This is a genomic window from Lentzea nigeriaca (genome assembly GCF_016907955.1).
In the GTDB taxonomy this organism is placed as follows: domain Bacteria; phylum Actinomycetota; class Actinomycetes; order Mycobacteriales; family Pseudonocardiaceae; genus Lentzea; species Lentzea nigeriaca.
Window position 1 is genome coordinate 57762 of the sequence record NZ_JAFBCX010000028.1, and the last position, 12506, is coordinate 70267.

Annotated in this window: 14 protein-coding genes and 1 pseudogene; 11 read left to right on the plus strand and 4 right to left on the minus strand. The window is 70.2% G+C overall.

The window, feature by feature from the left end; genetic code table 11:
• Position 1: 1 nt before the first annotated feature.
• Positions 2-1069 (plus strand): ABC transporter permease, encoded by a 1068-nt coding sequence (locus JOD27_RS43090; protein ID WP_204768173.1) that lies wholly within the window; start codon positions 2-4, stop codon positions 1067-1069.
• Positions 1070-1073: 4 nt separating this feature from the next.
• Positions 1074-1985, plus strand: coding sequence for a Gfo/Idh/MocA family protein (locus tag JOD27_RS43095; RefSeq protein ID WP_204768174.1), 912 nt, complete (start codon positions 1074-1076; stop codon positions 1983-1985).
• Between the two features lie 202 nt (positions 1986-2187).
• Here the strand turns inward: JOD27_RS43095 and JOD27_RS43100 are convergent, their stop codons facing one another.
• A complete protein-coding gene (locus JOD27_RS43100; RefSeq protein WP_204768175.1) occupies positions 2188-3030 on the minus strand; it encodes an alpha/beta hydrolase in 843 nt (280 codons plus the stop codon).
• Between the two features lie 107 nt (positions 3031-3137).
• Here JOD27_RS43100 and JOD27_RS43105 point away from each other — a divergent pair, with 107 nt between their 5' ends.
• On the plus strand, positions 3138-3857 hold the full coding sequence (locus JOD27_RS43105) for an SDR family NAD(P)-dependent oxidoreductase (protein ID WP_204768176.1): 720 nt from the start codon (positions 3138-3140) through the stop codon (positions 3855-3857).
• On the opposite strand, the gene JOD27_RS43110 is transcribed toward JOD27_RS43105, so the two are convergent.
• Positions 3820-4419 (minus strand): DedA family protein, encoded by a 600-nt coding sequence (locus JOD27_RS43110; protein ID WP_307830658.1) that lies wholly within the window; start codon positions 4417-4419, stop codon positions 3820-3822. The genes JOD27_RS43105 and JOD27_RS43110 overlap by 38 nt on opposite strands.
• Positions 4420-4507: 88 nt before the next feature.
• Here JOD27_RS43110 and JOD27_RS43115 point away from each other — a divergent pair, with 88 nt between their 5' ends.
• The 8 genes from JOD27_RS43115 to JOD27_RS43150 all read left to right on the plus strand — a co-directional run bounded on the left by JOD27_RS43115 (position 4508) and on the right by JOD27_RS43150 (position 11175).
• Positions 4508-6601, plus strand: a complete 2094-nt coding sequence (locus tag JOD27_RS43115) for an XRE family transcriptional regulator (RefSeq protein WP_307830659.1) — start codon at positions 4508-4510, stop codon at positions 6599-6601.
• Between the two features lie 98 nt (positions 6602-6699).
• Positions 6700-7761 (plus strand): hypothetical protein, encoded by a 1062-nt coding sequence (locus JOD27_RS43120; protein WP_204768179.1) that lies wholly within the window; start codon positions 6700-6702, stop codon positions 7759-7761.
• On the plus strand, positions 7758-8060 hold the full coding sequence (locus JOD27_RS43125; RefSeq protein WP_204768180.1) for a hypothetical protein: 303 nt from the start codon (positions 7758-7760) through the stop codon (positions 8058-8060). Before JOD27_RS43120 ends, JOD27_RS43125 begins: the two co-directional genes overlap by 4 nt.
• The gene (locus JOD27_RS43130; protein ID WP_204768181.1) at positions 8057-8674 is read left to right on the plus strand and encodes an ESX secretion-associated protein EspG; all 618 of its coding nucleotides are present in this window, start codon (positions 8057-8059) and stop codon (positions 8672-8674) included. The genes JOD27_RS43125 and JOD27_RS43130 overlap by 4 nt, the downstream gene beginning before the upstream one ends.
• A gap of 14 nt (positions 8675-8688) precedes the next feature.
• Positions 8689-9033 carry a YbaB/EbfC family nucleoid-associated protein gene (locus tag JOD27_RS43135; protein ID WP_204768182.1) on the plus strand — a complete coding sequence of 115 codons (345 nt, stop codon included), beginning with the start codon at positions 8689-8691 and terminating at the stop codon, positions 9031-9033.
• Positions 9030-9329, plus strand: coding sequence for a type VII secretion target (locus tag JOD27_RS43140; RefSeq protein WP_204768183.1), 300 nt, complete (start codon positions 9030-9032; stop codon positions 9327-9329). The genes JOD27_RS43135 and JOD27_RS43140 overlap by 4 nt, the downstream gene beginning before the upstream one ends.
• Positions 9326-10132 carry a hypothetical protein gene (locus JOD27_RS43145; protein ID WP_204768184.1) on the plus strand — a complete coding sequence of 269 codons (807 nt, stop codon included), beginning with the start codon at positions 9326-9328 and terminating at the stop codon, positions 10130-10132. The genes JOD27_RS43140 and JOD27_RS43145 overlap by 4 nt, the downstream gene beginning before the upstream one ends.
• Entirely contained in the window at positions 10129-11175 is a 1047-nt protein-coding gene (locus JOD27_RS43150; RefSeq protein WP_372441807.1) for a serine hydrolase domain-containing protein, read from the plus strand. The genes JOD27_RS43145 and JOD27_RS43150 overlap by 4 nt, the downstream gene beginning before the upstream one ends.
• On the opposite strand, the pseudogene JOD27_RS45665 reads toward JOD27_RS43150, so the two are convergent.
• Positions 11172-11428, minus strand: a pseudogene (locus tag JOD27_RS45665) (succinate--CoA ligase subunit alpha); the annotation flags it as partial. The gene JOD27_RS43150 and the pseudogene JOD27_RS45665 overlap by 4 nt on opposite strands.
• 20 nt (positions 11429-11448) lie before the next feature.
• Entirely contained in the window at positions 11449-12162 is a 714-nt protein-coding gene (locus JOD27_RS43155; protein WP_204768185.1) for a GntR family transcriptional regulator, read from the minus strand.
• Positions 12163-12506 lie beyond the last annotated feature (344 nt).

Here is a 12506-nt window from a genome sequence, read left to right on the forward strand (position 1 = left end):
GATGGCCCGTGCTTCCTTCGCCCAGGCGACCTGGCTGGTCGCCGAACGTGAGATGAAGACCTTCGTCAGCACCAAGGGCTTCTGGATCGGGTTCGTCGCCACGATCGTCGGCCTGTTCGCGCTGACCGTGCTGCCGACGGTGTTCGGCGACGACGACCCGAAGGTCGCCGCGGTCGGGTCGGCCGTGCAGGCGGTGCAGGGCAAGCAGCTCGACGTCCGTGAGGTCGCGGACGTGCAGGCGGCCGCGGACCTGGTCAGGGCCGACGAGGTCAAGGCGGCGATCGTGCCGGACGGCAGCGGCATCAAGGTCCTCGCGCTGAACGACCCGCCGAACGACGTGATCCGGCAGCTCGTCGCGTCGCCGCCCGTCGAGCTGCTGGAGGCGTCGGCGGTCAACTCCGGCCAGCGGTTCGTCACGGTGCTCGTGTTCGGGCTGGTGTTCCTGATGTTCGGCATGGGCGGCGCGGCGATCGCGCAGAGCACCGTGACGGAGAAGCAGACCAGGATCGTGGAGATCCTCGTGTCGACGGTGCCGGTGCGGGCGCTGCTCGCCGGCAAGATCCTCGGGCACACGATCCTCACGCTGTGCCAGGTCGTCGTGCTGGCGCTCGCGGCACCGATCGCCCTGCGCGTCGCCGGGCTGGCCGAGCTGCTGGCCGTCGTGGTGCCCGCCTTGGGGTGGTTCGTGCCGTTCCTGATGCTCGGGTTCGTGCTGATCTCGTCGATGTGGGCGGTCGCGGGCGCGCTGGTCAGCCGTCAGGAGGACCTCGGTTCGACGATGGGCCTGGTGATGCTCGCGGTGATGGGCCCGTACTTCGGTGTGCAGTTCTTCTTCGACAACCCCGCGGTGCTCGCGGTGATGTCGTTCGTGCCCTTCACGGCGGGCGTGGCGATGCCGGTGCGGATGTTCGCGCAGCAGGCCCAGCCGTGGGAGGCGCTGGTGTCGCTCGGTCTCCTGGCGGCGACCGTCGTGGTGATCCTGCTGGTCGCGTCGAGGCTCTACACCGGATCGTTGTTGCAGACCGGTGCGCGGGTGAAGCTGTCGCGGGCCTGGGCACCGGCAGAATAGGCGCATGATCGCTGATCCGATTCGTCTCGCCGTCGTCGGCCTGGGCGCCATGGGCACCCGGATGCTGACGGCGGCGCAGGCACACCCCGACTACACCGTCGTCGCGGGCGTCGACGTCGCACCCCGCACGCTCGACGTCCCCGTCGTCACGTCGCTGGACGACGTGCTGTCCGAAGTGGACGCGGTGTACGTCTCGACCCCGCCCGCGTCACACGCCGAGCTCGTGCTCAAGGCGTTCGCGGCGGGCAAGGCGGTGTTCTGCGAGAAGCCCCTCGCCGTCGACCTCGGCGAGGCGCGGGCGATGGCCGAAGCCGCCAGGGGCCGGCCGAACGCGGTGAACTTCGCGTTGTCGGACATGGTGGCGACGTTGGAGATCGAACGGCAGCTGCTGGAGCTGGGCGCGCTGCGGGGCGTGGAGATCAGGCTGCAGTTCCCCCGCTGGCCGCGGGCGTTCCAGGCGGAGGCGGCGTGGCTCGCGCGCGGTGAGCAGGGCGGGTTCGTGCGCGAGGTGTTGTCGCACTTCATCTATCTCACCGACCGGCTGCTCGGGCCGCTCACCGTCGAGTCGGTGTCGGCGGAGCGTCCCGAAGCCGGCGCCGCCGAGGTGGCGGCACGCGGCCTGCTGCGCGGAAGCGGTGTGCCGGTGCACGTGTCGGCCTTCTCCGGCCTGGCGGGACCGGAGATCTACGAGTGGACGGTGTGGGGCACCGAACGGTCGCTGCGCCTGGACCAGTGGGCTGACCTGTCCATTTCGGACGGTGGCGCGTGGGAGCCGGTGCCGTTGACCCAGACCGGGTCCGACTACTCGCGGCTCACGCTGTTCGCACAGGCCGTGCGGGGTGAGCACCCGCGCGACCTGGCGAACTTCGACAGCGGGCTGCGCGTGGCCGAGGTGATCGAGGCCTTCCTGCGTTAGTGTCGGCGAAGGTGCTCCAAGATCGCGTCGGCCAGCACGGCGTGCATCGCGGCGGGGGGCTGTGCCCCATGCCGTCGAGTTCCACCAGCCGTGCGTCCGGCAGCAGATCTGCCAGGTGCCGGCCAAAACCGGGCGGGTAGAACGGATCTCCCCCTACGCTACGTCGGCGAGCGGGTCGACGACCTGGCCGCCGACGTGATCCTCAGTCGAGCACCTCGCGCAGCCTGACGCCGAACTCCTCCGGCTTGCCCGCGTAGCCGAACTCGCCGCCCATGAACCCGCCGTGGTGGCTGGGGAACACGACGGCTTCCTGGCCGAGCAACCGAGCGATGTGGATGGCCGTCCGCGCGGTGAACGCGTTGCCGGTCTCCTCGCCGACGGCGATCACGACGCGGGTGGGCGCGGCTTTCAGCGCGTCGATCTTCGGCTGGTAGTCGGTGATCGCGAGCGAGTCCCGCGACAGCAACGGGTTGTCGCGGGCGCCGTCGTCCTCGGTCGGCATGCCGAACTGCGCCGGGTCGGCCGGTGGCAGCGCGAAGTACTCGTCCGTGTACTCGCCCTGCCACGACGACATGACCATGAACTGCGCCATGCCCGCGCCGAAGCCGTTGGCGAGGTAAGCGTCGATAAAACCGTCACGGGCGCGGCGGGCGGCGTCGGCGTCGGGCAGCACGTCGATGATCGGCGGCTCGTGCGCGACGAGCGTGACCACGTCGTCCGGGTAGGACGCGACGAGTTCCAGCGCCGTGACCGCGCCACCGCTGGACGCGAACAGGTCGACCGGGCCGCCGACCGCCTGGATCACCGCGTGCACGTCCGCGGCCTGGATCTCGGGCCTGTTCTCGGTGCTGCCGTCCGACCGCGTGCTGCGACCGAGGCCGCGCGGGTCGTAGGTGATGACCGTGCGGTCGGGGAACTGTGCTCTGAGTGCGGCGAAGCCACTGGCGTCCATGGGCTGGCCGATCATCATCAACGGGCGGCCGCCCTCGCCCTCCACGTCGTAGACGATGGCTGCTTTGTCGGTTTCCAGTGTGTGAGTGGGCATGGTTGCTCCCCAGTCCAGTAGGTGTGAGCAGCCTAGTCACAGACGTGAACCCTGATGGGCTAACAGGCCGATCGACCTGCATGTATTCCGCTGTTATCAACGATCGCATGACACGAACAGCAGTGGTGACCGGCGGCGGCACGGGCATCGGCAAGGCGGTGGCGGCCCGGCTCGTGGAGCAGGGCCTGGACGTGGTGATCACGGGACGGCGGGAGGACGTCCTGAAGGCGGCGGCGCAGGAGATCGGCGCGCGGGCGGTGGTGTTCGACGCGGCCGACCCGGACGCCGTGCAGGCGGCGCTGAGCGACCTGCCGTCCTCTGTGGACGTTCTGGTCAACAACGCGGGCGGCAACATGACCCGGCGCCTGCCCGCGCCGGAGAACCTGGCGGACGTGAAGAACCTGTGGTTCGCCAACTACGAGTCCAACGTGATCAGCGCCGTTCTGGTGACGACGGCCCTGGAACCGCGTCTCGCCGACAACGCCCGCGTGGTGACGCTCGGGTCGATCGCCGGACGGCGTGGCTCGGGTGCCTACGGTGCGGCGAAGGCGGCCGTCGAGGCGTGGACGGCGGATCTCGCGTTCGCGGTGGGAGCACGGGGGATCACGGTCAACGTGGTCTCGCCGGGCGTCACCGAGGACACCGAGTTCTTCGGCGGCACCCTCAGCGAGGAACGGCGCAAGAAGCTCGTCGGCAACCCGGCCAACGGGCGCGCGGGCACCCCGGCGGACGTCGCCGCCGCTGTCGCGTTCCTGACCTCACCCGAGGCTGGGCACATCACCGCCCAGGTCATCGGGGTGAACGGCGGAGCCGGGCTCGGACGCTGAACCCGATCACCGCGAGCAGGACGACGAGCAGCGCGATCCAGGAGAACTCGGCGAGGTAGTGCTCGGCCGCCTCGCCGACGAAGTAGACCACCGCCGTCGTGCCACCGGCCCACGCGATACCGCCAGCCGCGTTGGCCAGCAGGAACTTCCCGTAGTGCATGCCCATCGTGGCGGCGAGCGGACCGGACAGGATCCGCAGCAACGCCACGAACCGGCCGAAGAACACCGCCCAGGCGCCGTACCGTTCGAACAGCGCCTGGGCGCGGCCGACCCGGTCCTCGCCGAAGTGGCCGGGGAACCTCTCGCCCGCCCACCCGAACAGGCGAGGCCCGAACCGCTTGCCCAGCGCGTACCCGGTGCTGTCGCCGATGATCGCGCCGGCCGACGCGCAGACGCCGACGAGGACCGGCGAGATCCCGTCGTGGTGTGAGGCCATGAGCGCGGCCGTGACCAGCACGATCTCGCCCGGCAACGGGATCCCGACGCTTTCGATGCCGACCACCAGGCCCACGACGACGTAGACGAGCAGCGGTGGAACGGTCTGCAGCCACTGGGTCAGCACACTCCCGATCTTCCTCCGGCAGTGGAATCCGTGCACCGGACGCACGTGCATCGATATGGTGTGGATCATTCGGGACCGAGGGGGCGGCGTGACCAGCCAGTTCGGCGTGCTGTTGCGCCAGTGGCGGCAGCGGGCGGGATTGAGCCAGGAAGCGCTCGCCCAGCTCGCCGGTGTGGGCATTCGCACGGTGCGCGGGCTGGAGATCGGCGAACGGACCGATCCGCGCATGGGCACCGTGCGGTCGTTGGCCGACGCGCTGGAGCTGACCGGGGCCGAGCGGGCCGAGTTGTTCGCCGCCGCCGGACGCGACGAGCCGATCCCCGTCGAGCCGGTGCGGTTCGCCCCGCTGGCCGAGGCCGCGGAGACGTTGAAGGTCGCGATCGAGTCGCGCTGGCGCCGCGAAGAGGAGCAACGGCAGATCCACGACCCGGTGCCGTTGCCGGTGCGGTGGGACGGTGCGCCACCCGAGCTGCGGGACAGCTGGCTCAACATCGGCGGGGAGGCCGACCTCGGCGGACGGTTGGACCAGATCGTCGAGGTCTACCGGAAGGTCGGGTCGCGGCGGCTCGTGGTGCTGGGCAGGGCCGGGTCCGGCAAGACGGTCCTGACCACGCGGTTCGTGCTCGACCTGCTCAAGGCGCGGGACGTGACCGACCCGGTGCCGGTGATCTTCAGTCTCGGGTCGTGGCATCCGGAGCGGGTCGGGCTGCGTGACTGGATGGCCGAGCAGCTCATCCGCGATCACCCGTTCCTCGGGGCGCCGGGGCCGAGCGGCGGGACGGTCGCCGCGGCGCTCGTGGACGCGCAACGGGTGCTGCCCGTGCTGGACGGGTTCGACGAGATCGCGGCCGGGTTGCACCGGCCGGCGCTCAACGCGTTGAACACCACCACCCTGCCGTTGCTGCTCACGAGCCGTGTGGACGAGTACCGCGACGCCGTCGAGGGCACGGACGTGCTGACCTCGGCGGCCGCGGTGGTGCTGGCCGACCTGACGTGCGACGACCTGGCGGACTACCTGCCGCGGACCACGCGCAAGAAAGTGTGGGCGCCGGTGCTCGACGAGGTCCGCGGCGGCGGGGCGTTGGCGAAGGTGCTGACGACGCCGCTGATGGTGGCGCTCGCCCGGCGGATCTACAGCGACACCCCCGACCACGACCCGGCCGAGCTGCTGCGCTTTCACGACGCCGACGAGATCGAACGGCATCTGCTCGGCAGCTTCGTCCCCGCCGTCTACGGGCAGGAGGCCGAACGGGTGCAGCCGTGGCTCGGTTACCTCGCCGACCACCTGACCCGGCTGGGCACGCACGACGTGGCGTGGTGGCAGTTCGGCACCTCGGCGAAGGTGACCGGACTGGCCGTCGGGGCCGCGGTCGGATTGGCGGACCTGGTGATCGAGACCCCAATGGTAGGCGCGCTGACCGGCAGAGGCCTGCTGTTCGCCGCGATGATCGGGCTGGTCACCGGGGTGATCTTCGGGCTGGCGCACTGGTGGGTGGTGCGAGGTTCGCCGATCGAACCCACGCGGACCCAGCTCCGGTTGCGTGGCCGCATCGGTGCGAACGTGTGGTCGCGAGGACTGCTCGGGCTGGCGTTCTGCGGTGCGGTGGGCGGTGCGTTCGCGCTGGTGCAGACGATGGTCTACTGGCTGGTTTTGCCCGGCTGGAAGATGAACATGGGCGTCCTGGCGGACGCCGTGACGTTCTTCCTGGTGTTCGGGCTCGGCGGCGCTCTCGTTTTCGGGCTGGTCGCCGCGTTGGAAGCGCCGCTGGACGTGCGTTCGGCCGGCAGCCCCGCCGATGTGATCGACGCGAATCGTCGCCACGTGCTCACGGTGGGCGCGGTGGTGGTCCCGGTGTTCGCCCTGTTCGTCGTCGCGGCCACCCATGTCGGCGTCCGCGCGCTCGTGGCCCTGCGGTTCCAGGTGGTGTGGACGCCGGCGTCGGCGTTGGCGCTCGGACTCGTCGGCGGCATCGGGGGTGGGTTGGCCTACGTGCTGAGCCTGACCGCGTGGGGGCAGTGGATGATCTTCGCGCGGGTCTGGTTGCCGTTGACCGGACGGCTGCCGTGGCGGTTGCCGGAGTTCCTCGACGACGCCTACCGGCGTGGCGTGCTGCGGCGGGCGGGTGCCGTCTACCAGTTCCGGCACGCGCGGTTGCAGGAACACTTCGCACGTTTGCGCTGATCAGGCCAACCGGCCATATGTGGCCTGTCGTCTGGCCTGTCCTTCGTTTGGCCCGGCTGTGATCGTTTGCCCTGCCGGACGAGGGAGGGAAACGCAGGGTGTCAGGCAACGAGTCGCCGCCGAGCGAGATCAACTGGGAGGCGTACAGCCACGAAGAGCTCCACCGGATGCTGTGGCAGGACGCCGACGTCGCCGACGTGAGCAAGGTCGCCGACGAGTGGACGCGGCACCGCGCCGCGTTGGACACGCACGCAGAGGTGCTGAGAGAGCAACGGGCCGCGTTGCTCGACGGGTGGAAGGGGACCGCGGCGGAGGAGGCCGCCGCCCGGCTCACGGCGCTGGCCGAGCGGATCGAGAAGATCAGCGAACTGGCGGCCGCCGGGCAGAAGGCCGCGCAGGACTCGGCCGACGCGCTGGCCGCGGCGAGGGCCGCCATGCCACCGCCACCGGACGCGGCGACCACGCCCGCGTTCGCCGGGCTGCCGACCGTCCCGTCGATGCCGTTCACCTTGCCGAGTCCACCGGCGCCGTTCGCGCTGCCGGGCGCACCGGCGCCGATGGCCCAACCGATGACACTGCCGAGCGCGCCGACGATGCCCGCCGGAGCCACCTCGGGTTTCTACTTCTACTTCGGCGCAGTCTCCGCCGATACGCAGAAGGCGCAGGCCATCCGCGCGATGCAGACCTACGAGTCGAGCCTGAACGGCAGCGGCCGCCTCATCGACGACGCCCGCGGCAACATCCCGCAGGCCGCTCCGCCGCCAGCCCGTGCCGTGCCGCAGCCGGTGAGAACGCCCAGCTCAGGCGGTGTCCCGTGGCAACGCCTCGTTGGTGGAGGTGGCGGGTCCGGCGGCTCCGGTGGCTCCGTGGCGACGACCCGAGGGCCGGTGATCGGCGCGCCCACCCCGGTGAACCAGCAGGTCAGCCCCGGTATGCGGGCCGGAGTGATGTTCGGCCAGCCAGGAGGAGCCGCCGCGACCGGCGCGCTCACCGCGGACACCAGGACGACCGGCCAGAACAACGCGATGGCGGCACCACCGGCCGGTGGTGCGCGCAAGGACGACGACCAGCCGCACGAGAACCAGATGCCCACGCTCGACCACGGCCTGTTCGTGGTGGACGACCGGGTGTCGCCCGCAGTCATCGGGGAGGAGTCGTGACCGGGTACGAGGTCGCGCCGGAGGCGTTGCAGGACCGGATCAAGACGCTGACCAGGCTGGCCGAGCTGACCGGCGACCTGGTGGCGACCGCGAGCAGGCTTGCCGAGCGACAGCCGTTGCTCGGCACCGCCCCACCCGCCCAGGACCTGGCGCGCAGGCTCAAGGCCGCGGGCTCGGGGCTCGCGGGTGAGGTGGGCGCGGCCGAACGCGAGGTGCGTGAGTTCCAGCGGATGCTCGCCGAGATCAAGAGCACCTACACCGAGACCGACGCCGAGCAGGCGCGCAAGGCGGGACGATGATCGCGTTCGACCTGGTGGAGATGGACCTGCTCGCGACCCACGCCGGCGTGCGCTGGCCGTTCCCGCTGCGGGTTCCGTCGTTCGGCAAGCTCGCCGACGAACGGGCAGCGCTGCTCGCCGAGGCGGGCCACGGGCTGCAGGCGCGCGGTCTGGCGGAGGCGCACGGACCGACGGGCATGGCGGCCGAGCTCGTCACCGCGTTGCGCGAGCACACCGCCGTGGTGGATCTCGTCGTGCCGGAAACGGGTGCCGTCGCGATGGTCTACGGCGCCGACGCGGTCGTGTGCACGCAGTCCGGCAGCACGGTACGGGCGACGCACGTCGAGGCGGAGACGCTGGGCGACGAACTCGTGGCGTTGATCCCCGAACTGCGGCCCGCCCAGCTGATGCCGATCACCCTGCCACCCGGTGCCGGACTCGACCTCGAGGTCACCGGTCAGGGCCAGGCCGGGGTGGTCCTCGGCGGCCAGCGGCGGGAAGTGTCCTGGTTGGACAGTCCGGGCGGCAGGGTCAGGGTGGATGTCGGCGACGACGGCTGGGTCAGTGTGAATCCCATGCGACACAACGACGTTGTGCGCGTGATCGGTGAGCTCGCCGCGATGGCGCGAGCGTAGAAGAGGGGGAAGATATGGATCCAGCACAGTGGCTGGCCGACTACCAGGAACGCCTGGAGCGGGTGGCGTACAGCGCGCGGTCGGCGAGTGCGAGCCTGGCCGAGGTCGGGGCGAGTGCGACCTCGCCGCGCGGTGAGGTCACGGTGACCGTCAACGCCGGCGGTGTGCTCGGCGACGTCGCGCTGACGCCCGCGGCGCGCAAGCTCGACGTCGACACGCTGGCGACGCTGATCGTCGCCACCGCGCGGGAGGCGCAACGGCTGGCGAGCGCCCGAATGGCCGAGGTGATGGCGAACTACCTCGGTGAAAGCGATGCGCTGCACCAGATCACCTCGCACCTGCCGGAGGCCGTCCGATGACGTTCACCGTCGACCACGAGCAGCTGCGCAAGCACGCGGCCACGCTCGCCGGGTACGCAGACCAGCTCTCCGCGACGGGAACGCGGCTGCCCGGCGGGATCGGCCAGTCCTCGCTGGGCTCGTTCGCCCAGTTCCTCACGTCCGGCCTGGGCAGCGCGATGGGGGAGACCCTGAACGCGTTCGCGCACGTCGCGTCCACAATGGACAAAGTTGGTGAGGGTATGCGCCAGACCGCGGACCTGTACCAGCGCACGGACGACGACAACGCCGCCACGGTCGTGGGAGCCGCCCGATGACGACAGCAACGGACGCGGGCACGATCGCCGCCCTGCTCAACGAACTCCGCACCACCACGAAGTCCATCGCCGGTGACGAGTGGCTGTCGTCGGACTTGGCCGCCGCACCGAAGGCCGACATCAGCGAGCTCGGCTCGAACGGGAAACCGTTGCAGGCGTTGGACAGCGCGGGCGTCGGCTTCCTCACGCCGATGATCTCTTTCCTGGAAGAGCCGCTGAACCAGCTCAAGGGTGACCCGGACGGCGTCCAGCAGGGCGCCGGCGAGTTCGAGAAGGCGAGCAAGTCCGCCACCTCGCTGGCCCAGGACTACCAGGACAAGGCGAAGAGCGAGACCGACGGCTGGTCCGGGCAGAGCGCGACCGACTACGCGAAGACCGGCAAGCAACTCGTCGACGGCGTGCTGTCCGTCGCCGAGACCGCGCTCGGCAGCGCGACCGCGTTGATCAAGGCCGGTCAGGTGGTCGCGCAGGTCGTCGCCGAGGTCACCCGGCTGATCACCGAGGCGATCGGCAAGATCGTGCCGATCATGACGGAGGCGATCGCGGCGGCACCGGCGACGTTCGGGCAGAGCATCGCCGTGGCGATCCCGCAGTGCGTGCAGATCGCCGTCGACTGCGGGGTGCAGATCGCGGCCAAGCTCGGCGAGCTGCTGGCCAGCGGCGAGAACCTGATCAAGCTGGTCGAGGGCGCGCAGGCCGTGCTGAAGGTCGTGAAGCAGGCCCTGTCGGTGATCGGCGAGCAGGCCCAGGGCACGGGTTCCGGCACCGCGAAGCTCCCGACCGCCAAGGGGGCGACGGCGTGAAGCGTCTCGTCACGATCGTCTGCGCGATCATGCTCGTCGGCGCCGCACCGGCGAGGGCCGACGACGCGGTGCAGACGGTGCTCGACCGGTACCAGGCGCAGGCGGGTCCGGGTGCCGCCGTGCACTCCGCGTCCGGCACCCGCACCGCGGGCACCGGGAAGATCAACGAACAGCGTCCGATCACGGCGGCCGACCACTTCCGGATCGGCAGCCAGACCAAGACGTTCACCGCCTCGGTCGTACTGCAGCTCGTCGACGAGGGCCGGGTCGAGCTGGACGTGCCGATCTCCCGGTACCTGCCCGGTGTCGTCACCGGCAACTACAACGGCGACGTGATCACCGTTCGCCAGCTGCTGCAACACACCAGCGGCCTGGTGCGGGACGTCCGTGATGCACGGGCGAACCCGGACGGCACGTTCACGCTCGCCGAACTGGTCCGCTCGGCGATGGACGAGCCGGCGCAGTCCGCACCCGGTGCCGTGCTGAACTACTCCAACGTCGGCTACCTGGTCATCGGCATGCTGATCGAGAAGATCACCGGCAAGCGGGCCGGTGACGTGATCACCGAACGGATCATCCGGCCGCTGGGCCTGACCGAGACCGAGTTCCCCGCGCCGGGCAGCCGTGCGCTCAAGAGCCCGTTCCTGAACGGGTACATCGGCGGCCGCCTCGGCCCGTTCTTCTTCTGGACCGAGGCGACGACCGCCATCGAGCTGTCGTTCTGGAGCACCGCGGGCGCGATGTCGTCCACTTTGGACGATATCCAGCGGTTCTACCGCGCGTTGATCGGCGGGCGGGTCGTGTCACCGGCCGCGCTCGCGGAGATGCGCCGGACGTTCAACTCCTACGGGCTCGCCCTGGCGCAGGTGCCGCTGACGTGCGGTGGCGTGGCGTGGGGCCACAACGGTGCCCTGCCCACCGGCCACCACTCGTTGACGCTGGTCACCGACGACGGCCGGTACGCGTCGGTGGTGACCAACACGAACGCGCCCGGCACGTCGCCGTCGATCGTCGCGGTCGCTGACAAGGCGATCTGCGGCTAGCTGGTCAGGACTGCCCTGGCCAGGGCGGCGGTTTCGGACGGCGTCCTGCCGACCTTGATCCCACCGCCTCCATCGGCTGCCTCTTGGCCTCCGCCGTGCCCGAGGACCCCGAGACGATGGCGCCCGCGTGGCCCATCGTCTCGCCCTCGGGCGCAGCCCGCTCCTCCGCATCGCCGATCATCACGATCAATTCGGTAAGCGCGGATGATGCCCATGTTCGACTTGCCGGGACTGATGATGCCGGACAGTCCGGCCCGATCTGAGCGTAATGACTCAGTTGTTCTCGATGTTCTTTCGATTGTGGTAGGTCTGCCGGGTCTGCTCCGCGTGGCGGCGCATGACCTCGCCTGCCCGCTCTGCGTCACCGTCGGCGACGGCCGCGATCAGCTCGGCGTGTTCGTTCCACGAGTCGCGGCTGTGCGGACGGGCGATCGGCGTGTAGTACCAGCGCACCCGTCGGTCGAGGAGCCCGATCATCTCGGCCAGGACCTTGTTGCGGCCGATCGCCGCGACAGCCGCGTGCAGGTTGGCGTTCGCCTGGACCAGACGCTCCGCGTCGGCCGCGGCCAGCGCGTCCTCCCCGGCCTTCTGCAACCTCTTGAGCTGCTTCACGTCCTGCGTGGTGGCGTGCTCGGCGGCGAGCTTCGCGGAGTAGGTCTCCAGCACACTGCGCACTGCGAGCAGCTGGTCGGCCTCCTCCTCGGTGGGGGTGTGCACGAAGGCGCCCTGGGCGGGCCGCAGGTCGACCCACCCGTCGGTCTGCAACCGCTGCAAGGCCTCGCGCACCGGCTGCCTGCTCACGCCCAGGTACTCGGCGAGCTCGGCCTCGACCAGGTGCTGACCGGGCGCGAGCGTGCGGCTGACGATGAGCTCGAGCAGCGCGTCGTAAACGGCCTGACGCAGCGGCGCCGGCCGCTCGACCCGCCGGCTGGCTACGGCACTGAGCGAGCTCTTGCCGGCTCGGCGGCCACTCGGCGAAGAGGTCATGCGCGACAGAATACAGCTTTTGGTATGCAAAAAGCAGTTCTAGAGCTGCTCGGCCCTTCCACGGCGGTGATCGCGGCACAGATCGACATTCCGTGGGGGTACTTCCACGTTTTAGCGTGGTTGCGTGGGCTTTTGACAAGCCCCAAACGCGCGCGTGCGTGGTCGCGTGAGGCGGTCGGGTTGCGGAAATTACCGCTTCCCGGTTGTGAATCGGTGGCGCGGGTCTGGTGATTCACTCGATGGTGTTTGTTTTCGACCCCGATATTCACGTGATCTTGCGGTAAATTAGAACACGTGAGCGACCCCAGCCTTCCCCTCCTCTCCACCGGCGAGCTGCTGCGCGG

Bases quoted from the DNA above. Each gene is read 5' to 3' on its own strand.
- JOD27_RS43095 (WP_204768174.1), top strand. From the start codon at position 1,074: ATGATCGCTGATCCGATTCGTCTCGCCGTCGTCGGCCTGGGCGCCATG.
- JOD27_RS43145 (WP_204768184.1), top strand. From the start codon at position 9,326: ATGACGACAGCAACGGACGCGGGCACGATCGCCGCCCTGCTCAACGAA.
- JOD27_RS43130 (WP_204768181.1), top strand. From the start codon at position 8,057: ATGATCGCGTTCGACCTGGTGGAGATGGACCTGCTCGCGACCCACGCC.
- JOD27_RS43090 (WP_204768173.1), top strand. From the start codon at position 2: ATGGCCCGTGCTTCCTTCGCCCAGGCGACCTGGCTGGTCGCCGAACGT.
- JOD27_RS43155 (WP_204768185.1), bottom strand. From the start codon at position 12,162: ATGACCTCTTCGCCGAGTGGCCGCCGAGCCGGCAAGAGCTCGCTCAGT.
- JOD27_RS43100 (WP_204768175.1), bottom strand. From the start codon at position 3,030: ATGCCCACTCACACACTGGAAACCGACAAAGCAGCCATCGTCTACGAC.
- JOD27_RS43140 (WP_204768183.1), top strand. From the start codon at position 9,030: ATGACGTTCACCGTCGACCACGAGCAGCTGCGCAAGCACGCGGCCACG.
- JOD27_RS43105 (WP_204768176.1), top strand. From the start codon at position 3,138: ATGACACGAACAGCAGTGGTGACCGGCGGCGGCACGGGCATCGGCAAG.
- JOD27_RS43135 (WP_204768182.1), top strand. From the start codon at position 8,689: ATGGATCCAGCACAGTGGCTGGCCGACTACCAGGAACGCCTGGAGCGG.